Raw genomic sequence first — 20,668 nt, 5'->3', positions numbered from 1 at the left:
CCCTTCCGCATCTCGTTGAGCCGCCTTCAAGGTCCAGCGACGCTCGGCCGGGACGTGCGTGAAGGTCGGGGTCTGAAAACAGACCCCTGCGGACCACGAAGGGCGACACAAGTCTTTCCGATCACATCGCTGCCGGGGATTGGCCCCAAGCGAACCGGAACCACGAAACCGGCCTGTCTCCCTCGCCATCGGCGCGCAGGGCCACGCCGAACCAGCACGGTAAGCCTCGATGCGAGATTTCAAGGGCATGAAGCGCCAGCGCGGCCGCAACCGGAAGCCCGGCGGCGGCAGCGGCGGCAATGCCAATGCGGCCAATCCGAACCGGTCCTGGGACTCGCAGGGCCCCGAGAACATCAAGGTCCGGGGCAATGCCCAGACCGTCTATGAGCGCTACCAGCAGCTGGCCCGCGACGCCGGTTCGTCGGGCGACCGGGTCCTGGCCGAGAACTATCTGCAGCACGCCGAGCACTATTTCCGCGTCCTGCGCGCCCTTCAGCCCCAGCGTCCGGTTTCGGAGATCGCGGCGCGGGAGCTGTCCAATCAGGGCTATGACATCGATTTCGAGGATGAGACCGGGGCCCAGGCCGCGGCCTTCCTGGCGGCCCAGCAGGCCGCCGACCGGATCCAGCAGCAGAGCGACGCCCGCGACGCCGAGGCGGCTCAGGCCAATCAACCCCAGCGCGAACAGCGGGAATGGACCCCGCGGCCTCCGCGCGAGGATCAGCCGCGCGAGCAGAACCAGAACCGCGACCGCGACCGCGACCGCGAGTGGACCCCGCGTCCTCCGCGCGAGAACCAAGACGGCGGACAGGCTCCGCGCGCCGACGGCGAACAGGCCGAGGGCGGCCGTCGCGAGACCCGCCGCGAGCGCTGGGAACGCCGCCGCGACGAACGCAACAAGCGCTATGAGGCCGAGGGCGGCACGCCCGACACCCGCACCTATGAGGAGGCCGAGGGCAACCGCAGCGAAGGCGGGCGCAACGAAGGCGGGCGTGACCAGAACCGCGGCGACCGTTCCGAGACCGAACGCGCCGAGGGTCACCGCGAGAGCGGATCGGACTCCGTCGTCTCGACGGCCCCGATCGCCTACACCCCCCCGGTCGAGGCCGAACCCGTGGCGGCCGAAAAGCCGGAACGGCCCGCGCGCCGGACCCGCACGCCCAAGGTCGAGGCCGACAGCGACACGACCCAGGCCCTGCCCGGCTTCCTGACCCGCTCGTCAGCCCCCGCGTCCGCCGAGGCCCCGGCCGACGAGGCCGCGCCCAAACGCCGGGCCCCTCGCCGCAAGGTCGAGGCCCCCGCCGACGGCGAATAATTCGGCGAGAATTCGGTGACGAAATCCGGTGACTTCGAAGACAGTCACCGGAGAATTCGACGACGAGACGTCAGACGCGCTGCAGTCCGGCGATGAAGAAGCCGTCCATCCCGCCCTGCGCGGGCCAGTAGGACGGAAGCACCCGCAGCCAGCCTTCGGGCGTTAGGGCCTCTTCCGGCGCGCCGACGGAAACCACGTCAGCGGGGACCGTACGGAAGTCGGGGTTGCGGCGCAGGAAGGCGATGATCTGGGTCTCGCCCTCCTCCCGCTCCAGCGAACAGACGCAATAGACCAGCCGGCCGCCAGGCGCGACGCGCAGGGCGGCCGCGTCCAGCAGCCGGTGCTGGACGTCGGCCAGCTTGGCCACCTCCGCCGGCTTGGTCGCGCGCAGCACCTCGGGGTTGCGGCGCAGGGTGCCGGTGGCGGTACAGGGCGCATCCAGCAGCACGGCGTCGAAGGTCCGGTCATCGTCCCAGTCCTCGGCCGCCGTGACCACGATCTCGGCCGACAGACCGGTCCGCTCCAGGTTCTGGCGCAGGCGGCGCAGCCGCGCCTCCGACCGGTCCAGCGCCACCACCGAGGCACCCGAGGCCGCCAGCTGAAGCGTCTTGCCGCCCGGGGCCGCGCACATGTCCAGCGCGCTCTCGCCGGTCTTGGGGGCCAGCATCCGGGCCGGGATGGCCGCCGCCGCGTCCTGGATCCACCACCCGCCGGTGTCGTAGCCGGGCCAGGCCGAGACATCGCCGCGCACGCCGGATCGGACCGTCCCGCCGGGCAGGACCGTGGCCTCCAGCGCCTCGGCCAGGGGCGCCGCGTCTTCACCGGGTTTCAGGCTGAGATCGGTCGGCGGCTCCTCGCGCGCGGCCAGGGCGATGGCGGCCAGGGTCGCGGGCCCATAGGCCTGGCGCCAGCGCGCCGCGATCCAGTCGGGCAGGTTGGATTCGGCCGTGGTCAGGCCGGGACCCTCGCGCTCGACCCCGCGCAGCACGGCATTGACCAGGGCCTTGTAGGGCCGGGTCTTGGCGTCACGTTCGGCCAGTTTCACCGCCGTCGACACGGCCGCGAAGGCGGGGGTGCCCAGGACCAGGGTCTGGGCCAGCGAAACGCGAAGCAGCGTCCGCACGGCCTCGGGCGGCGACTTCTGCAGCCTCTGGTTCAGGATATGGTCGATCTCGCCCAGCCGGCGCAGGGCCGCCATGGCCACGGCGCGGGCGAAGGCCCGGTCCGGCCCCGGCAGGTCGGCGACGACCGGCAGGGCCATGGCCTCGTCCAGACCGTTGCGCCGCTCCAGCGCCGCGTTCAGCAGGACGCCGGCCGCGATCCGCGCCTCGACCCCGATGTCGACCGCGCCATCGGGTTCGGCCGGACGCTGGATCGGCTCGCGTCGGGGGCCGCGCGCCTTGTCGGCCATGCGGCGACCGCGCGCCGCCGAGCTCTTGCCCTTGGGCGTGCCCCCACTCATGCCGAAAGACTCAAACCGACACCTGCGCGCCCAGCTCGACCACGCGGCCGGGCGGGATGTGGAAGAAGTCGGTCGGGTTGGCGGCGTTGCGCATCAGGAAGATATACAGCTTGTCCTGCCACAGGGGCATGCCCTGCGACGCGGACGGCACCACCGAGCGTCGACCCAGGAAGAAGCTGGTCGACATGATGTCGAACTTCAGCCCCTGCTTCCGGCACAGGCCCAGGGCGCGGGGCACCTGCGGGCTTTCCATGAATCCGAACGACAGGGTGATCTTCTTGAAGTCGTCGTTGATGGGTTCCATCGTCACCCGCTGACTGTCGGGCACGCGCGGCCGGTCGGTCGAGCGCACCGTCAGGATGATGTTCTTCTCGTGCAGCACCTTGTTGTGCTTGAGATTGTGCATCAGGGCGACCGGGGCGACGTCGGGATCCGAGGTCAGGAAGATGGCCGTGCCCGGGGCGCGGTGCGGCGGGCGGGCCCGCAGCATCTCGATCAGGTCGACCAGGGGCAGGCTGTCCTTCTTGGCCTTGGCCGACAGGATCTGCGACCCCCGCGTCCAGGTCCACATGATCAGCACCAGGACCGCGCCCAGCACCAGCGGCAGCCAGGCTCCGTCGGGGATCTTCAGCAGGTTGGAGGTCAGGAACACGCTGTCGATGAAGCCGAACGGAATGAGCGCTGCCAGGGTGGCCCAGATCGACCAGTTCCATTTCCGCCGGATCACCGAATAGGCCATCAGGGTGTTGATCAGCATCACCCCGGTGACCGCCACGCCGTAGGCGGCCGTCAGGTTGTGCGAGCTCTGGAACACGAACAGCAGGGTCAGGACCCCGACCATCAGGAAGGTGTTGACCGCCGGCACGAAGATCTGCCCCGCCTGGGTCTCCGACGTGAAGCGGATGTCGATGCGCGGCAGCAGGCCCAGCTGCACCGCCTGCTGGGTCACCGAGAAGGCCCCGGTGATCACGGCCTGGGAGGCGATCACGGTGGCCGCGGTGGCCAGGGCCAGCATCGGCCAGTAGGCGAAGGTCGGGACCATCGACCAGAACGGGTTCTCGGCGGCCGACGGCGTGGCCAGGATCAGGGCGCCCTGACCCAGATAGTTCAGCGTCAGACAGGGCAGGACGAAGCACAGCCAGCCCATGCGGATCGGCGACTTGCCGAAATGCCCCATGTCCGCATACAGCGCCTCGGCCCCGGTCACGGCCAGGAAGACGCTGCCCAGGATGATGAAGCCCAGGAATCCGTCGTTGATCAGCAGCATGACGCCGTAGTGGGGCGAGAGCGCCCGCAGCACGCTGAGATCGTCGAAGATGTGGTAGAGGCCCAGCGCCCCGAGGGCCAGGAACCAGACGGCCGTGATCGGGCCGAAATATTTGGCCAGACCGGCGGTGCCGCGCGACTGGACCAGGAACAGGCCGATCAGGATGGCGGCCGAGATCGGCACGATGAAGGCGTCCAGCCGGGTACCGACGCCGGGCGCGTCCTTGACTCCCTCGATCGCCGACAGCACCGAGATGGCGGGCGTGATGATGCCGTCACCGTAGAACAGCGCCGCCCCGCAGACGCCCAGGCCGAAGATCCAGGCGCTGCGCCGACCGGCCGCATGCGTCGCCAGGGCCATCAGGGCCAGGGTCCCGCCTTCGCCCTTGTTGTCCGCCCGCATCAGGAAGAGCACGTATTTGAACGTGACGACGATCATCAGGGCCCAGAAGGCCAGGGAGACGACGCCGATCACGGCCAGTTCGCCGCCGACCCCGCGCTGGGCATGGCCGATGGCCTCGCGCAGCGCGTAGAGCGGGCTGGTGCCGATGTCGCCGAACACCACGCCGATGGCCCCGATGGTCAGGGCCCAGAAGCCGGCCTTGGCATGTCCGGAAGCGACCGCGGGTGCGGGGGTGCCCTCGAGGGGCTTGGTCGGCGAGGCGGGGGAAGCGCCGTCGCCTGGGGAGAGATCCCCGGCCATGAAAATCCTCCGGGCACCGCGCCACGCGGACCCATCAAAGCGGAGCGCCTTTAGGCCCATTGCGCGGGCGTTTCAATCGCGTCGCAACGGTTTCCGATGCAGCGTGTCGACCCGATCCAAACGCGTGGTTTGTGATTCGCCGTCGGGGTGCCTACTTTAGGGACTGAAACCGGACAAAGATGTCAGACAGCCAACGCTTTCCCGTCGCCGCCCACGCCCTGGCCTATCTGGCTCACAAGGGGGCGTATGATGCTGCCCATGCGGCGCCCAGCGCGATCCTGGCCGCTTCGGTGCCGACCAACCCCGTGGTCATTCGCCGCGTCACCGCCCTGCTGGCCAAGGCCGGGCTGATCGCGACCCGCCCCGGGGCGTCCGGCGGATCCTGGCTGCTGCTGCGTCCCGAGGAGATCCGGCTCGACGCCGTCCTGAAGGCCGTGAACGGCTGCGCCCACCTCGGCTCCGCGCCCGCGGGGGCCAAGGGCTGTCCTATCGGCGAACACATCCCCCGCCAGGTCGGCAAGGTGCTGACCCTGGCCGACCAGGCCGCGTCCGAGGCGCTGAGCCGCATCACGATCGCCGACCTGCTGGCCGAGAACGCCCCCGCCCTGGCCGGGCTCGCCGTCCACGGGGCCTGCACCGAGGCGGTCCGCGCCTCCGGCCTGATCCTCGCCTGACCAGGCCGTGCGCCGCCGTATCCTGATCACCGGGGCCTCGGCCGGCATCGGCGCCGCCCTGGCCGGGGTCTATGCCGAGAACGGTTGGGACCTGATTCTGACCGCGCGGCGCCAGGCGGCCCTAAACGCCCTCGCCGACGAAATCGTATCGAAGCATGGCGTCTATGTCTTCGTGATCGCGGCGGATCTGGCCGAACCGGATGCGCCGCAACGGTTGATCGAGGCCATTTCCGCCCTCGGCCTCAAGATTGACGGCCTGGTCAACAACGCCGGCTTCTCGCGCACCACGGGCTACCTGGCCACCGATCCGGCGCAGCACGCGGCCATGATCCAGGTCATGCTGTCGGCCCCCGTCGCCCTGTCGCGTCTCGTCCTGCCCGGCATGGTCGAGCGGGGGTTCGGGCGCATCCTGAACGTCGCCTCCCTGGCCGGCCAGATGCCCGCGACCGGCGGCGACACCCTGTACGGCCCGATCAAGAGCTTTCTGATCAAGGCGTCGCAAGGCCTGTGGCTGGAGACGCGCGGCACCGGGGTTCACGTCACCGCCCTGTGCCCCGGCTACACCCTGACCGAGTTTCACGACGTCAACGGCACCCGGGCCGAGGTCGCCTCCGCCTATCCCGCCTGGATGTGGCAGACCGCCGACCGCGTCGCCCGCGTCGGCTACCGCGCCTGCGAGGCCGACCGGCCGAGGGTCACGCCGGGGGTGATGAACAACGCTTTGGCCGCGCTGGGCAAGCTTCTGCCCGACGGCCTGGCGCTGAACATGGTCGCCGGCCATGCGCGCCGGCTGAAGCGGATCTAGGACCCGCCTGAGCCTAGTGGCCGCCGGCCGGATAGGGGGCGGTGACCCCGGTGGCGAACATGCCGGGCAGGGCCTCGCCCAGGCCGGCCAGGATGAACTGGATCGCCAGGGCGCACAGGATCAGCCCCAGAACCCGCACGATGATGGCCATGCCGACGTCGCCCAGCACCCGGCTGATCGGCCCCGTGGCCGCGAAGGTCACGAAGGTGGCCAGGGCGGCCGCCCCGATGGCCAGCAGGCCCGCCGCCGTCCCCGCCGGCCCCAGCTTCTGCGCCTCGCCCGCCTGGATGATGATGGTCGAGATCGCCCCCGGGCCGATCAGCAGGGGCATGGCGAAGGGCACGATCAGCCGCTTGAACCGCCGCTGGGCATAGCCGCGCACGTCCTTGGCGTCGGCCGCGGCGTCCGCGTCGGCGAACATGGTCAGGAAGTCGCCCCGCGTCATGTCCAGCCCCAGCAGCAGCAACAGGATGCCGCCCGCGATCCGGAAGGCCGCCAGGGAGATGCCGAAGAACTGCAGCAGCCCCAGGCCGGTGAAGAAGAAAAAGGCCAGGAAAACCGCGATGAACAGGCAGATCAGGGCCGAGACCGACAGTCGCTGGCGCACGCTGGCCCCGGCCGTGGCGGCGGCGAAGATCGGGATGTTGCCGATCGGATCGACCAGAGCGAACAGGGCCACGAACAGGTTGACCCCCAGATCGAGCGCGTTCATTCCCTGTCCCTCAGCCCATAAGCCATCGCCGGTCGCCCGACGCGAACCCTCGCGCCCGGTCTAGCCGGTCCGCCGGAGCCCGTCGATGACCCAGTCAGCCCTATCGGACGCGCGCCTGATCGTCGGGCTGGACCTGCCCTCGGTCGAGGCCGCGCGCGCCCTTGTGGATCGGCTCGGCGCGGGGGTGACCGTCTACAAGATCGGCCTGACCCTGCTGGCGCGCCCGGGCGGCGTCGCCTTCGCCCACGACCTGCGCGCCATGGGCAAGGCGGTGTTCCAGGACTGGAAACTGCACGACATCGGGGCCCAGGTGGAGGGGGCGGCCCGTTCCGTGGCCGAGGGCGGCTGCGACCTGCTGACCGTCCATGCCGAGCCCCAGGTGATGCGGGCGGCGGTCAAGGGCCGGGCCGGGCTGGCGACGAAGATCCTGGCCGTCACCGTCATGACCAGCCTGTCGGACGCGGACCTGGCCGAGATCGGCTATTCGGCCCGCGCCGCCGACCTGGTCGAGACCCGCGTGCGCCAGGCGCTCGACTGCGGCGTCGACGGGGTGGTCTCCAGCCCCCTGGAGGCGGCCCGCGTCCGCGAGATCGCCACCGAGGCCGGCCGGCCCGACTTCCTGATCGTCACGCCGGGCGTGCGCCCCGCCGGGTCCGACGTCGGCGACCAGCAGCGCATCGCCACCCCGGCCGCCGCCCTGGCCGCCGGGGCCAGCCATCTGGTGGTGGCCCGGCCGGTCATCGCCGACCCCGACCCGGTGGCGGCCGCCGCCCGGATCGTGGCCGAGATGGCGTTGGCGACCTAGCCGCGCTCGCCGGGTTCCTGGCGGTAGGGCATGCTGACCCCGTCGTCGCCGGGGGGCAGGTCGCCATAGTAGCCCAGCGGGGCCGGCGGCGGCGGGGCGTCATAGGTGATTTCCGGCGGCGCATAGGGAGCCGGTTCGTAGACCGGCTCGGCGTATGGCTGCGGCGCATACTGCGGTTCCGGCGCATACTGCGGCGCGGGCGCGTACTGCGGCTCAGGCGCGTACTGTGGCTCGGGGGCATAAGGCGGCGCCGGGGCGTAGGTCGGCGGGGGTGCGTACTCGGGTTGCGGCGCATAGGTGGGTGCCGGAGCATAGACGGGCTGGGCATAGACCGGCGTCACAGCATAGCCCCGGACCTCGGCGCCGTAGCTGGCCGCGTATTCACGGCTTTCATAGCGGCGGCTCTGATAGGTCTGGGCCGAGGCCCCCTGTTGGACGTAGCCGCCATGGTGGGCCCGATCGCGGTCGCCGATCGGCTCGAGCGGGGCTGCATAGTAGGGTTGGGCGACGTAGCGCGAGCCTCCGCAGCCGCAGTCGTCGCCGTGGCCGCGACCGTCGTGGGCATAGCCGCCCTGGTCGCGCCGGTCTGAATAGCGATCTCCCCGGGCGTAGCCGCCGGCGTATCCGCCTTGATAGTCCCCGCAGCGGTCATGGCAGGGCGGCGGCGGCGGCGGCGTGCAGGCCCCGCAGCCGTCCGACGTCACATAGCGACGCCCGAATCCGCCGACCGTGTAGCCGAAGGGCCGGCTGGGGCCGTAACCGGGCCCGACCACGACCACGCGGCTCCCGCCGCCGTGGCCCAGGCTGTCCCAGCCGCCATAGCCGCTGCCGGACACGATCGCCCCGCCATAGCCGCCACCCCGGATCGCCCCGACGTCATAGCCGCGCGCCCCGATCGACGCCCCCGCGCCTGCATGCGAACTGGCATAGGCGCTGGCATGGGCGCTGGCGCTGGCATTCACGTTGACGTTGACGTTGCCGCCGTAATGGCCGCCGCCCTGGCCCGGATGACCGCCGCCACCGCAGCCGCCCATACAGCCGCCGCCGCCGGGATGGCCGCCCCCGGGCGGTCCTGCGCGCTCGCCCGCCGAAACGGGCCCGGCCAGCAGCATCAGGGTGGCGAATGTCGAGATCAGAAAGCGTTTCACAGGGTCGGACTCCAGGCGTTTCACGCACCCTAGATTGCGAAAACCCGAAACGGTTCCGGATGCGCCAGACGCGAGAGAGCGGCCGTCGGGACGTGGTTAAATCTCCCGTCCGTGGCGTGAAGCTGGCTTTGGGCCGCCGCCGGGCCTCGCGTGCGGCGCGTCAACGGTTGTCGGGGCCCCGGCCCCTCGCTACGACAGGCTGTTCCCGTCAGAGACCGCCTGAATCATGCCCGACCAGACCGAAAAACAGACCTTCTCCGACCAGGACGCCCTGGATTTCCATCGCCTGCCCCTGCCGGGCAAGATTTCCATGGCCCCGATCAAGCCCATGGCGACGCAGCGCGACCTGTCGCTGGCCTATTCCCCGGGCGTCGCGGTCCCGGTGCGGGCGATCGCCGAGAACCCGGACCTGGCCTATGACTATACGTCGAAGGGCAATCTGGTCGCCGTGATCTCCAACGGCACCGCCATCCTGGGCCTGGGCAACCTGGGGCACATGGCCTCCAAGCCGGTGATGGAGGGCAAATGCGTGCTCTTCAAACGCTTCGCCGACGTCGACAGCTTCGACGTCGAGGTCAAGACCACCGACCCGGACGAGTTCATCACCGTGGTCAAGAACATCGGCGACACCTGGGGCGGGATCAATCTGGAGGACATCAAGTCCCCCGAATGTTTCGTCATCGAGTCCGAGCTGCAGGACCTGCTCGACATTCCGGTCTTCCACGACGACCAGCACGGCACCGCCATCATCTCCACCGCCGGCCTGATCAACGCCTGCCACATCACCGGCCGCAGGTTCGAGGACGTGAAACTGGTCCTGGTCGGCGCCGGGGCGGCCGGCCTGTCGTCCATCAGCCTGATGAAGTCCCTGGGCGTGCGGCCCGAGAACACCACGGTCGTCGACCTGCACGGCGTCCTGTACCGCGGCCGCGCCGAGGGCATGGATCAGTGGAAGGCGGTCCACGCCACCGACACCGACAAACGCACGCTGGCCGAGGCCATGGTCGGGGCCGACGTGGTCCTGGGCCTGTCCGCCAAGGGGGCGATCACGCCCGAGATGGTCGCCACCATGGCCCCGCGCCCGATCATCTTCGCCATGGCCAATCCCGATCCCGAGATCACCCCGGAACAGGTCCGTTCGGTCCGCTCCGACGCCATCGTCGCCACCGGCCGGTCGGACTATGTCAACCAGGTCAACAACGTCCTGGGCTTCCCCTACATCTTCCGCGGCGCGCTCGACGTCCGCGCCCGTCGCGTCAACCACGAGATGAAGATCGCCGCCGCCCAGGCCCTGGCCCAGCTGGCGCGCGAGGACGTGCCCGACGAGGTCGCCGTGGCCTATCGCGGCCGCAAGCTGAAGTTCGGCCCCGACTACATCATCCCCACCCCGTTCGATCCGCGCCTGATCTGGTACGTCCCGCCCTTCGTCGCCCAGGCGGCGATGGACACCGGCGTCGCCCGGGTCCGCATCGACGACATGGACGCCTATCGCGCCGCCCTGCGCGAGCGGGTCGACCCCTCCGCCGCCCTGATGCAGAAGATCAGCTCGGCCGTGCGCGCCGCCCCGAACAAGCGGGTGGTGTTCGCCGAGGGCGAGGAGTCCACGGTCATCCGCGCCGCCTGGGCCTTCAAACAGGCCGAGCTGGGCACGCCCATCCTGCTGGGCCGCGAGGACCTGATCCGCCGCAACGCCGCCGAGGCCGGTCTGGATTTCGACGCCCTGGGCATCGAGATCGTCAACGCCCGCGTCTCCGAGATGAACGACGCCTACACCGACTGGCTGTACGGCAAGCTGCAGCGGCGCGGCTATCTGCGCCGCGACGTCCAGCGGATGATCAATCAGGACCGCAACTATTTCGCCGCCGCCATGGTCGCGCGCGGCCAGGCCGATGCGGTCGTCACCGGCACCACCCGCAACTTCAACATGGTGCTGAAGGAGGTGCGGCGCGTGCTGGACGTCAAGGACAGCCTGATCGGCCTGTCGATCGTCCTGGCCAAGGGCCGCACCCTGTTCGTGGCCGACACCTCGATCCACGAACTGCCGAACGCGCAGGACCTGGCCGACATCGCCGTCCAGGCGGCGGCGGCGGTCCGGAAACTGGGCCGCACCCCGCGCGTGGCCTTCCTGTCCTATTCGACCTTCGGCAACCCCCCGGGCGAGCGCGGCGACAATGTCCGCGAAGCCATCCGCATCCTCGACGCCAAGGGGGTCGACTTCGAATACGAGGGCGAGATGCCGCCCGAACTGGCGCTGGATCCGACCCTGCGCGCCAACTACCCCTTCATGCGTCTGAGCCGCGACGCCAACGTCCTGGTCATGCCGGCCCTGCATTCCGCCGCCATCTCGACCCAGCTGGTCCAGGCGCTCGGTGGGGCCACGGTGATCGGGCCGCTGCTGGTCGGGCTCGAGAAGTCGGTGCAGATCGTGTCGCTGGGAGCCTCGGTGTCGGAGATCATCACCGCCGCCACCTTCGCCGCCTATGAAGAAGGCGGCAGCATCGCCTTCGAACCCGACGACGAGGTGGCCGCGCCCCACCCCAGCGCCGCCGCCGAACGCTCGATGGCGGCGACGGCGGTGCCGCCGACGGTCTGAGCCGTCAGGCGGCTCCGGGGATCAGGCCGGTTCCGGACCGGTCGGGCCCGCGGCCCTGCGGTGATGCTTGAGCAGGATCCAGCACAGCAGCACGGCCGGAATGCCGACCGCCGCCGTGCCGGCGAAGAACAGGGCATAGGCCTCCATCAGGGGCCGGCCCTGCTCCAGGCTCTCGACCGCCACGCCCGAGAAGCCCTTCAGGAACTTGCCCAGCAGCGCATAGAAGGAGCTCAGCAGGGCGTACTGGGTGGCGGTGTAGCCGATGCTGGTCAGGCTCGCCATATAGGCGACCAGGGCCGCGCCGGCGAAGCCTTCGGAGAAGTTCTCGACGAACAGCACGCCGCCGAACACCGGCGTCGAAAGGCCGACGACGGCCATCAGACTGTAGCCCAGGTTCGACAGCGGGCCGATCAGGGCTCCCAGCAGCAGGGTCTTGCCGAACCCGAACCGCACCGCGAACAGGCCTCCCGCCGCGATGCCAAGGAAGGCCGCGATCAGGCCCACGCTCAGGCGCATCGCCCCGATGGTCGGCTTGTCGAGGCCCAGGTCGGTGTAGAAGGGGCCCACCATCGGTCCCATCACGAAGTCCGGCAGCCGGTACAGGCTGATCGCCGCCAGCATCAGGATCGCTACCGCCCCATAGGTCTTCAGGAAGACCAGGAAGGGACCGACGATCGCATCGAACAGGCCGCGCGGGCTGAGCAGGGAGACCTGGCCCGTGACCTCGGCCAGGGTGCGGCGGTCGACAGGCTCGCGGGCGAACAGGGTGGCGATGATGGCCAGGCTCATGGCCGCGCCCCACACCGCATAGGCCCCGCTCCAACCCAGCCAGGTCGCGAAGAACAGGATCAGCGCATTCCCGGCCAGGATGGCGAAACGGTAGCCGAGCTGGAAGGCCGAGGTCAGCAGGGCCTGATCCTCGTCGCCCTCGGCGCTCTCGATCCGCCAGGCATCGACGACGATGTCCTGGGTCGCCGAGGCGAAGGCCGTGACCAAGGCGGCGATGCCGAGCGCGGTCAGCCCGCCCTCGGGACCGACGATCGCCATGGCGATCAGGGACAGGCCGACCACCGCCTGGGACAGCAGCATCCAGCCGCGCCGGCGGCCGAACCGCCCGAGCAGCGGCACGTCGAATCGGTCGATCACCGGGGCCCAGAGGAATTTCAGCGAATAGGCTAGGCCGACCCAGGAGATGAAGCCGATCGCCGCCAGCTCGGTCCCGCCCTCGCGCAGCCACAGGCTCAGGGTCGCGCCGGTCAGAAGAAAGGGCAGGCCGGAGCCGAAGCCGATGACCAGGGCGATCAGCACCCGACCCCGACCCAGGGCCTTGAGCACGTCGGTCACCCCGGTTGAGGGTTTTGCGACAGGTGCGGGCGCGTCGGTCGGCGGTTCGTGAGTCATAGGGTCGGCGGCTCCAGCGGATGCCGATGCGACACCCTATCCCGCGGCGACCTTGGCGCGGAAGTCCCCGGCCGTCCAGCGGCCCAGGGCCGAGCGCAGCGCCTCCAGCTCCAGCGGCTTGACCAGGTGGTCGTTCATGCCCGCCTCGAGACAGGCGCGACGATCCTCGGCGAAGGCATTGGCGGTCAGGGCGACGATCGGGGTGCGGTCGCCGGAGGCCCGGATCACCCGCGTCGCCGCCGGGCCGTCCATGACCGGCATGCGCATGTCCATGAAGACCAGATCGTAGCGGGCCCGCTTCATCGCCGCGACCGCCTCGTCGCCCGTGGCGACGGTCTCGACCACGCACCCTTCGCGCCGCAGCAGGGTCTTGACCAGCAGGGCCCCGACCGGATTGTCCTCGGCCAGCAGGACGCGGGTCCCGGCGAACCGCACCGGCTGGACGCGGTCGTCCTCGGGCGCCGCCAGGCGCGGCACGCCCGGGCCGCCCTCGGCCTGCGAAACGGCCAGCACGCGCTCCACCAGGGAGGCCCGCCGCAGCGGCTTGATCAGATAGCCCATGAAGCCGACGGCGCGGTAGCGGGCGATGAGGTCGCGCTCGGAAGGCTTCAGCAGGATGATGCTGTGCCCGCCGTCCGGCATGATCGCCAGGGGCAGGCCGGTGCCGACGGTCTCGGCATGGTCGACCAGGGTCACGGGAGCCAGGTCGCCGGCGGGCCAGGCCGTGCCGCCGCTGGCGACCACCTGGGCCTCGGCCGCGGCGCGGACGAAGGCGTCGGGGCTGCGCACCGCGACGGGCAGGCCGTCCAGGGGCCGTCCCCGCGGCTCGACGTCGGGGGCGGCGTCGAAGGTCGCCTCGAAGCGGAAGCGCGATCCGCCCGCCGCGCCGGCGTCGGGCCGATCCTCGACCGTGACCGAACCGCCCATGGCGCGCGCCAGTTTCTGCACGACCGCCAGACCCAGGCCGGCCCCGCCGTGACGGGTGGCGTCCGAGGCGTCGACGTGGCCGAACTCCTCGAAGATGCGGGCGCGGGCCTCGACCGGGACGCCGGGCCCGGTGTCGTCGACAATGATGGCCAGGGTCGGCCGATCGTCGGGCCCGCCCCCGTCCCTGATCGAAAGCCGCTCGACGGCGATGCGGACGCCGCCTCGATCGGTGAATTTCACCGCATTGCCCGCCAGGTTGAACAGCACCTGCCGCAGCCGGCCCTCGTCGGCCAGGATCTCGGGGGTGTCGGCCGAGACCGACCAGACGATCTCCAGCCCCTTGTCGTGGGCGCGCGGGCTCAGCAGCTCGGCCACGCCGCGCACCAGGCCTTCCAGGTCCACGGGGGCCAGGTCGAAGTCCAGCTTGCCGGCTTCCAGCCGCGAATAGTCGAGCAGGTCGTTGACCAGACCCAGCAGGTGTTCGGCCGAATCCTTGGCCGCCTCGGCATAGGCGCGCTGGGCTCCGTCCAACCGGGTTCGGGTCAGAAGACCCAGCATGCCGATGACGCCGTTGAGCGGCGTGCGCATCTCGTGGCTCATCAGCCGCAGAAAGGGATCGGCCCCTCCGGGTGCCGCCGCTGAAGTCTTCGCCCGCCGCGCCATGGTCGCCTCCGCTGGAGCTCGACTGTGCGGCAACAGGCGTTAACGACGACCTAGCGCCTACCAGGCGGCCAGGGCGGCCCCCGTCGCGTCTCTGTGCCCGCCGCCCTGGCGCTCGAAATCGCCCTGGGCCCCGACGGTCGTGCGCCGATAGATCAGGGCCTCGGCGATGTGACGGCGCAGGACGCCGGTCGCCCCTTCCAGATCGGCGATGGTGCGGGCCAGGCGCAGGGTCCGGGTCCAGCCGCGCGCGGTCAGGCCCCCGGCCTCTCCGGCCCGCATCAGCAGGGCCCGGCCCGCCTCGTCGGGCGTGGCGAACCGCTCCAGCACCTCACCGGACGCACGGGCGTTCAGGGCCTGGAGCGGATCCAGCCCGGCCGCGCGCACCCGGTCCTCCTGCATGGCGCGGGCCACGGCGACGCGGGCGGCGGCCTCGGCCGTGCCCTCGGCGGGGCTGGGCAGGGCCATGTCGGCGGCGGTGACCGGCGGGGTCTCCACCGTCAGGTCGATGCGATCGAACATCGGGCCCGAGATGCGGTTCTGATAGTCCCGCTGGCAGCGGGGGGCCTTGCCGCAGGCCCCCTTGCCCGCCCCGCCCATGCCGCAGCGGCAAGGGTTCATCGCCGCCACCAGCTGGAATCGCGCCGGATAGCGGACATGGGCATTGGCCCGGGCGACCACGATCTCGCCCGTCTCCAGCGGGGCCCTCAGACTGTCGAGGGCCTGGGCGGAGTATTCCGGCAGTTCGTCGAGGAACAGCACGCCGTTGTGCGCCAGCGACGCCTCCCCTGGTTTGGCCCGCAGGCCTCCGCCGGTCAGGGCCGCCATCGAGGCCGAATGGTGCGGGCTGCGGAACGGCCGGTCCCGCGTCAGGGCTCCGCGCTCGATCAGGCCGGCGACCGAGCAGACCATGGAGGTCTCCAGCAGCTCCTGCGGCGTCAGCGGTGGCAGCAGGCCGGGCAGGCGCTGGGCCATCATCGACTTGCCCGAGCCGGGCGGGCCGACGAACAACAGGTTGTGCCCGCCGGCGGCGGCCACCTCCAGCGCCCGCTTCGCGCTTTCCTGCCCCTTGACCTCGCGCAGGTCCGGCACCGCCGCGCCCGACCGCACCGGCCCCGGTTCGGGCGCGCGCAGGATCGTCGTGCCCTTGAAATGATTGATCAGCCCGATCAGCGAGCGGGGGGCCAGGATCGAGACGTCGCCGACCCAGGCCGCCTCCGGCCCGTTGGCCTCGGGACAGATCAGCCCCAGCCCCATGGCCGAGGCGGCCACGGCGGCCGGCAGCGTTCCCCCGACCGGCTGGATCCGCCCGTCCAGCCCCAGCTCGCCGAGCGCCGCCCAGCCGTGCAGGGCATCGGGCTGGATCACCCCCAGGGCCGCCAGCAGGGCTAGGGCGATCGGCAGGTCGAAATGGCTGCCCTCCTTGGGCAGGTCGGCGGGGGCCAGGTTGGCGATGATCCGCTTGGCCGGCAGGGCCAGACCGATCCCGGCGAAGGCCCCCCGCACCCGCTCCCGGCTCTCGGCCACCGCCTTGTCGGGCAGGCCGACGATCGAGAAGATCGTCTCCCCATCCCGTCCGATGAGCTGAACCTCAACCGCGACGCGGCGCGCCTCGACCCCCTCGAACGCCACCGTCGCGATACTGGCCAGCATGGAACCGCCCCCGTGTTCGGGACAGAACGAAACACGAACAACGGTGGTTGGTCAAGGGGGAGGCAGTAGGCAGTAGGCAGTAGGCAGTAGGCAGTAGAGGTATGACGTCACCGACAGGCTACGAGGGTCATCGACCCTAAGCCGATCTACCCGCAGCTGCGGGTAGACCCTACTGCCTACTGCCTACTGCCTACTGCCTATCCCCTCCGCTTCGCCTCGATCACGTCCCACAGGATCGCCGCCGCATCGACGCCGGTGAATTCCTTCAGCTGGACCGCGCCGGTGGGCGAGGTGACGTTGATCTCGGTCAGATAGTCGCCGATCACGTCGATGCCGACGAACATCAGCCCCTTGGCCTTCAGCGTCGGGCCGACGATGGCGCAGATCTCCAGGTCGCGCTCGGTCAGGCCGACCGGCGCGGCCGTGCCCCCGACCCGCAGGTTGGACCGCACCTGCCCCTCGGCCGGCACCCGGTTGATGGCGCCGACCGGCTCGCCGTCGATCAGGATGATCCGCTTGTCGCCCTTGGACACGGCCGGGATGAATTTCTGGATCACCAGGGGATCGCGCGATCCGGCCATGTGGATTTCGATCAGGGCCTCCAGGTTCGGATCGTCGGCCTTCAGCCGCACCACGCCCGACCCCGCCGCCCCGTGCAGGGGCTTCAGCACCACGTCGCCGTGGCGTTCGTGGAAATCGACCAGGGCGACCGGGTCGGCGCTGATCAGGGTCGGCGGCTGGACCCCCTCGAAATGGGTGGCGAACAGCTTCTCCGGGGCCGACCGCACCTCGGCCGGGTCGTTGACCACCAGGGTCTTCGGATGGACCGTCTCCAGAAGATAGGTCGCCGTGACATAGGCCATGTCGAAGGGCGGGTCCTGACGCATCAGGATCACGTCGACGTCGGTGCCCAGGTCCAGCTTGACCGCACCGCCGACGGTCACGTGGTCGCCGTGGACCTGACGCAGCACGACGGGATTGGCCCGGCAGGTCAGGTGGCCGTCCTCCAGCGCCAGGGTGCGGAAATCATAGACCCACAGGGCATGGCCGCGCGCCTGCGCCTCCAGGGCCAGGAAGAAGGTGGTGTCCGAGACGATGTTGACCGCCTCGATGGGGTCCATCTGGATAGCGACCTTGAGCATGGGCGGGCGGTGTCCTGTTGTCGGCGAGGCCGGCGGCATGGAGGGTAGATAGGCCTTTCGGCGGCTCAATCCACCGCCGGCATGGTGCCGGCGTTGATGGCGATGCGGCCGATCAGCCCCTTCACGATCAGGTCCAGCGGCTGGCCCTCGCGATAGTCGGCGGCGGCGACGAAATTGACCCGGTCCTCGGAGATCAGGCTGTAGATCTTCTTCTGGTCCTTCTCGGAGTTCCGGGGATCATAGACCGCGATCGAATAGCCGCCCTTGGTGTGCATCATCTTCATGGTCGGGACGTCAGTGTCCCCGTCGCCGATGAAGATCATCCGCTCGAACGGCACGGCCCGGTCGTCGTCGGGCACGAATTTGTTGATCCGCTCGTGGTCCCAGTGGTTCAGCACTCCCTTGTTGATGCGGAACAGGTACTGGGTCTTGGTCGTGTAATTGACGCCGACGGCGGGCCAGATCGCCACGCCGTGGTCGTCGTAGGCGAATTTCGACGCGAACACGTGGTGGAAGGCGTCGCGGATCGGACAGCCCTCGATCATCTCCTCCAGCCCGGCCGAGAGGATGTAGTGCTCGATGTCGAGACCATAGCGGCGCCCGATGACGTTGATCCGGTCGAACCAGCCGGCCCCGGTCAGGTCCGACCGCAGCCCGTCGAACAGTTTCACGTCCTCGCCGTGCGCGCGCAGCGTCTGTTTGGTGATCGGCGTGCCGTTCTCGCGCGCCCGCTGCAGCATCAGCTGCATGTACATCAGGATGTTGTCGCCGTCGGCCGACTTGGTCAGCCGGTCGGCCTCGCCCCAGAAATCGCCGATCCCCATGCCGACCGAGGGGATGAAGGTCACCTCCTGCATGTTCCCCCGCGCCAGGGTGCCGTCGAAATCATAGATCAGGGCGGTCTTGAGCAGGTCGGCCATTGGTGTCTGTCCGGTCGCGGCCCGGGGGGCGGGTGACTGGTGGCTAGTCACTGGTGGCTGATGTGTCAAAGCCCAGCCACCAGCCACCAGCCACCCGTCACTCGCCACTAAGCGCCCAGGGCCAGCTCCGGCGCCGCCGCCGCGCCTGTCGCCTCCAGCGGCAGGTGCAGGATGAAGGCCGCGCCCTTGCCGGGTTCGGATTCCACCTCGGCCCAGCCGCCGTGCAGCTCGACCAGGGCCTTGACCAGGGCCAGGCCCACGCCCGGCCCACCCCGCTCGCGCCGCACGAAGCGGTCGAACACCAGGGCCTGCAGGTGATAGGGGATGCCCCGCCCGGTGTCCTCGACCCGGATGCGGACCTCGCTGCCGTTCAGATCGGCCTTCAGGGTCACCGCCCCGCCTTCGGCCACCGATCGGCCGGCGTTCTCGAGCAGATGATCGACGGCCTGCATCAGCCGCTTGGCATCGGCGCGCACGGCCGGCAGGTCGGCCCGGGCGGTGGCCTTCAGGGTCGCCCCGCGGCCCTCGATCCGGGGTCGGTGACGCTCGACCGCCTCGGCGAACAGGTCGCGGATGCGCACGTCGCCCAGCGACAGCTCCATCTCCCCGGCATCGATCTGGGCCATGTCCAGCACGTCGTCGATCGACCGCGCCAGCTGGCCGGCCGCGGTGCGGATGGCCCCCGCATGCTGGCGGCTGCGTTCGGGCAGGTCGCCCAGGCTTTCCAGCAGTTCGGAATAGCCGACGATGGTGGTCAGGGGCGTGCGCAGCTCATAGCTGACAGAGCCGACGAACTCGCGCTTCAGCGCCTGGCTTTCCTTCAGCGCCGCCTCGCGCTGGGCCAGGGCCTGTTCCAGCTCGCGTCGGGCCGTGACGTCGGAGAAGGCCACCAGGGTCGCCCCGTCGGGCAGGGGCCGGGTCTGCCAGGCGGCGATGCGGCCGTCGGTCGTGCGCCCCTCGCCCTGGACCGCGACGCGGCTTTCGGGATCCGGGTCCGCCACCCGCGCCTTCAGACCCAGCCATAGGGCCGCATCGGGCAGGGCGACCTTGCACAGCTCGGCCACGGCATCGAAATCGCCGGCCGCCTCCAGCCGCTCGCCGGATACGGCCCAGAAGGTCTCGAACGCCTCGTTGTGCAGCCGTAGCCGCCCGTCCGAGCCGAACACGGCGACGGCGTCGTTCAGCTTGTCCAGGGTCGCGGTCTGGACCTGCAGCTGGGCATTGAACCGGCTGCGCAGCGACAGCTCGCCGGTGATGTCCGAGAAGATCAGCAGGATGCCGCCCAGGGGGTGCGGCTGGCGCACCACCCGCAGCGTCCGCCCGTCCGGCAGCGACCAACTGTCGTCCGGGGCTGCCTCGGTCGCGCCGTAGAACTCCAGCTCCTCGGCCTTCCAGCCGGCATAGTCGATGACCTCGGGCAGCATGCGGCGCTGGCGCAGCCGGTCCAGCAGCTCGCCATGGGTCGGCCGCTCGTTCAGCCAGGCCGGGTCGAGGTTGAACAGGGTCTGGAAGGCCGTGTTGTGGAAGGCCAGCTTGCGCGACGGGCCGAAGATGGCGACCGCGTCGGCCAAGTGGTTCAGGGTCTCGTCATGGGCGGTGACGTGGCGGCGCAGGGTGTCGCGGGTCTCCTCCGCCTCGGTCATGTCGGTGGCGAAGACCAGCACCGGCCCGCCGGCCCCGGCTAGGGGTTCGGCCAGGATCTTCCAAGCCCGCCGCCGGCCCTCGCCCGTGGTCCAGCGGAAGCCCTCCTGCTTGGTGCCCAGGCGCGACGCCTCGGCCGCCAGCTGATCCGCCCCGCGGTCGAAGGCGGCCCCGGTGTCCCGGGCCTGCTCCAGCGAGGCGCTGCGAACTTCTGCCAGCCAGGCCCGGTTGGCCCAGACCAGATGGCCCTGTCCGTCCAGAACCCAGGTCGGAGACGGGGCGGCATCGGCGATCAGCCCCGCGCCGAGGCCGGCGGGGGCCGCATTGCGCGCCGCCTCGGTCTCGGCGGCCACCGCGTCCACGCGCGACAGACGGATCCAGGCCTCGCCCGCATGCGGTCGCCCCTCGATCCGCCAATCACCCTCGCGCAGGTCGAAGGCCTGGCCGTCCTCGAGCAACCGGCGGAGTGGCTCGCCGTGGCGGGCATTCAGGGCCTCGGCCAGGGCGATGGCCGGATCGCCATCGCCGCCTTCGGCAAGGGCCTCGCGGGCCGCCCGGATCTGCTCGACCTCGCCCACCACTACAGGCAGGACGTCGTGCGCCAGGCCCAGGCGAACGTCGCAGAACGCCGCCAGGGCGGACCCGCGGGCCAGGCCGAGGCTCTCCGAACCTCGCGCTGTGCTGATCAGCACGGCCTCGCGGCGTTTCAGCGCCTGTTTCAGCCGCCAGGCCCAGGCGCTGACGGCCAGCGTCAGTCCTGCCGCTCCGGCAGTTGCCGCCAAGGCGATCTCGGCCTGCTCCATTCCCGTTCACCCGCCGAATTGATTCGGCACCATAGCGC

General features: G+C 70.5%; 15 protein-coding genes. 5 read left to right on the top strand and 10 right to left on the bottom strand.

The window, feature by feature from the left end; all coding sequences use genetic code 11:
* Window positions 1-229: 229 nt before the first annotated feature.
* Entirely contained in the window at window positions 230-1,315 is a 1,086-nt protein-coding gene (locus BZG35_RS02560) for a DUF4167 domain-containing protein (RefSeq protein WP_077354216.1), read from the top strand.
* A 70-nt stretch (window positions 1,316-1,385) separates the two neighbouring features.
* Here the strand turns inward: BZG35_RS02560 and BZG35_RS02555 are convergent, their stop codons facing one another.
* Together BZG35_RS02555 and BZG35_RS02550 are read right to left on the bottom strand one after the other, a co-directional pair.
* The gene (locus BZG35_RS02555) at window positions 1,386-2,777 is read right to left on the bottom strand and encodes an RsmB/NOP family class I SAM-dependent RNA methyltransferase (protein ID WP_077354215.1); all 1,392 of its coding nucleotides are present in this window, start codon (window positions 2,775-2,777) and stop codon (window positions 1,386-1,388) included.
* Between the two features lie 10 nt (window positions 2,778-2,787).
* Window positions 2,788-4,746, bottom strand: coding sequence for a potassium transporter Kup (locus BZG35_RS02550; RefSeq protein ID WP_077354214.1), 1,959 nt, complete (start codon window positions 4,744-4,746; stop codon window positions 2,788-2,790).
* Window positions 4,747-4,925: 179 nt separating this feature from the next.
* Here BZG35_RS02550 and BZG35_RS02545 point away from each other — a divergent pair, with 179 nt between their 5' ends.
* Together BZG35_RS02545 and BZG35_RS02540 are read left to right on the top strand one after the other, a co-directional pair.
* A complete protein-coding gene (locus tag BZG35_RS02545) occupies window positions 4,926-5,420 on the top strand; it encodes an Rrf2 family transcriptional regulator (RefSeq protein WP_077354213.1) in 495 nt (164 codons plus the stop codon).
* 7 nt (window positions 5,421-5,427) lie between these two features.
* Window positions 5,428-6,225, top strand: coding sequence for an SDR family oxidoreductase (locus tag BZG35_RS02540; RefSeq protein ID WP_077354212.1), 798 nt, complete (start codon window positions 5,428-5,430; stop codon window positions 6,223-6,225).
* 13 nt (window positions 6,226-6,238) lie between these two features.
* Here BZG35_RS02540 and BZG35_RS02535 read toward each other — a convergent pair whose 3' ends face one another.
* Window positions 6,239-6,937, bottom strand: a complete 699-nt coding sequence (locus BZG35_RS02535) for a MarC family protein (protein ID WP_077354211.1) — start codon at window positions 6,935-6,937, stop codon at window positions 6,239-6,241.
* 85 nt (window positions 6,938-7,022) lie between these two features.
* On the opposite strand from BZG35_RS02535, the gene pyrF reads away from it, so the two are divergent.
* Window positions 7,023-7,742, top strand: a complete 720-nt coding sequence (gene pyrF / locus BZG35_RS02530; RefSeq protein WP_077354210.1) for an orotidine-5'-phosphate decarboxylase — start codon at window positions 7,023-7,025, stop codon at window positions 7,740-7,742.
* Here the strand turns inward: pyrF and BZG35_RS02525 are convergent.
* Window positions 7,739-8,890 (bottom strand): hypothetical protein, encoded by a 1,152-nt coding sequence (locus tag BZG35_RS02525; RefSeq protein ID WP_077354209.1) that lies wholly within the window; start codon window positions 8,888-8,890, stop codon window positions 7,739-7,741. The two genes, pyrF and BZG35_RS02525, sit on opposite strands and share 4 nt — an antisense overlap.
* A gap of 226 nt (window positions 8,891-9,116) precedes the next feature.
* Here BZG35_RS02525 and BZG35_RS02520 point away from each other — a divergent pair, with 226 nt between their 5' ends.
* The gene (locus BZG35_RS02520; RefSeq protein WP_077354208.1) at window positions 9,117-11,483 is read left to right on the top strand and encodes an NADP-dependent malic enzyme; all 2,367 of its coding nucleotides are present in this window, start codon (window positions 9,117-9,119) and stop codon (window positions 11,481-11,483) included.
* Window positions 11,484-11,504: 21 nt separating this feature from the next.
* On the opposite strand, the gene BZG35_RS02515 is transcribed toward BZG35_RS02520, so the two are convergent.
* The 6 genes from BZG35_RS02515 to BZG35_RS02490 form a co-directional block, all read right to left on the bottom strand.
* Window positions 11,505-12,884 (bottom strand): MFS transporter, encoded by a 1,380-nt coding sequence (locus BZG35_RS02515; protein ID WP_077354207.1) that lies wholly within the window; start codon window positions 12,882-12,884, stop codon window positions 11,505-11,507.
* A gap of 36 nt (window positions 12,885-12,920) precedes the next feature.
* On the bottom strand, window positions 12,921-14,474 hold the full coding sequence (locus BZG35_RS02510) for a response regulator (protein WP_077354206.1): 1,554 nt from the start codon (window positions 14,472-14,474) through the stop codon (window positions 12,921-12,923).
* Window positions 14,475-14,531: 57 nt separating this feature from the next.
* Complete coding sequence (locus BZG35_RS02505; protein ID WP_077354205.1) at window positions 14,532-16,124, bottom strand: YifB family Mg chelatase-like AAA ATPase; 1,593 nt, start codon at window positions 16,122-16,124, stop codon at window positions 14,532-14,534.
* Between the two features lie 197 nt (window positions 16,125-16,321).
* Window positions 16,322-17,266, bottom strand: coding sequence for a glutathione synthase (gene gshB, locus BZG35_RS02500; RefSeq protein ID WP_077354204.1), 945 nt, complete (start codon window positions 17,264-17,266; stop codon window positions 16,322-16,324).
* Window positions 17,267-17,331: 65 nt separating this feature from the next.
* Complete coding sequence (locus BZG35_RS02495) at window positions 17,332-18,186, bottom strand: HAD family hydrolase (protein WP_077354203.1); 855 nt, start codon at window positions 18,184-18,186, stop codon at window positions 17,332-17,334.
* A 107-nt stretch (window positions 18,187-18,293) separates the two neighbouring features.
* Window positions 18,294-20,630, bottom strand: a complete 2,337-nt coding sequence (locus BZG35_RS02490) for a PAS domain-containing sensor histidine kinase (RefSeq protein WP_077354202.1) — start codon at window positions 20,628-20,630, stop codon at window positions 18,294-18,296.
* Window positions 20,631-20,668: the final 38 nt, after the last annotated feature.

The organism is Brevundimonas sp. LM2, from assembly GCF_002002865.1.
Classification (GTDB): domain Bacteria; phylum Pseudomonadota; class Alphaproteobacteria; order Caulobacterales; family Caulobacteraceae; genus Brevundimonas.
The sequence above is the reverse complement of the archived record's forward strand: the minus strand, read 5'-3'. Positions and strand labels throughout refer to the sequence as shown.

What these genes read in the sequence shown, in the direction of transcription:
- BZG35_RS02545 (WP_077354213.1), top strand. Translation starts at nt 4,926, where the DNA reads ATGTCAGACAGCCAACGCTTTCCCGTCGCCGCCCACGCCCTGGCCTAT.
- BZG35_RS02555 (WP_077354215.1), bottom strand. Translation starts at nt 2,777, where the DNA reads ATGAGTGGGGGCACGCCCAAGGGCAAGAGCTCGGCGGCGCGCGGTCGC.
- BZG35_RS02550 (WP_077354214.1), bottom strand. Translation starts at nt 4,746, where the DNA reads ATGGCCGGGGATCTCTCCCCAGGCGACGGCGCTTCCCCCGCCTCGCCG.
- BZG35_RS02520 (WP_077354208.1), top strand. Translation starts at nt 9,117, where the DNA reads ATGCCCGACCAGACCGAAAAACAGACCTTCTCCGACCAGGACGCCCTG.
- BZG35_RS02495 (WP_077354203.1), bottom strand. Translation starts at nt 18,186, where the DNA reads ATGGCCGACCTGCTCAAGACCGCCCTGATCTATGATTTCGACGGCACC.
- BZG35_RS02510 (WP_077354206.1), bottom strand. Translation starts at nt 14,474, where the DNA reads ATGGCGCGGCGGGCGAAGACTTCAGCGGCGGCACCCGGAGGGGCCGAT.
- BZG35_RS02505 (WP_077354205.1), bottom strand. Translation starts at nt 16,124, where the DNA reads ATGCTGGCCAGTATCGCGACGGTGGCGTTCGAGGGGGTCGAGGCGCGC.
- gshB (WP_077354204.1), bottom strand. Translation starts at nt 17,266, where the DNA reads ATGCTCAAGGTCGCTATCCAGATGGACCCCATCGAGGCGGTCAACATC.
- BZG35_RS02535 (WP_077354211.1), bottom strand. Translation starts at nt 6,937, where the DNA reads ATGAACGCGCTCGATCTGGGGGTCAACCTGTTCGTGGCCCTGTTCGCT.
- BZG35_RS02490 (WP_077354202.1), bottom strand. Translation starts at nt 20,630, where the DNA reads ATGGAGCAGGCCGAGATCGCCTTGGCGGCAACTGCCGGAGCGGCAGGA.
- BZG35_RS02515 (WP_077354207.1), bottom strand. Translation starts at nt 12,884, where the DNA reads ATGACTCACGAACCGCCGACCGACGCGCCCGCACCTGTCGCAAAACCC.
- pyrF (WP_077354210.1), top strand. Translation starts at nt 7,023, where the DNA reads ATGACCCAGTCAGCCCTATCGGACGCGCGCCTGATCGTCGGGCTGGAC.
- BZG35_RS02560 (WP_077354216.1), top strand. Translation starts at nt 230, where the DNA reads ATGCGAGATTTCAAGGGCATGAAGCGCCAGCGCGGCCGCAACCGGAAG.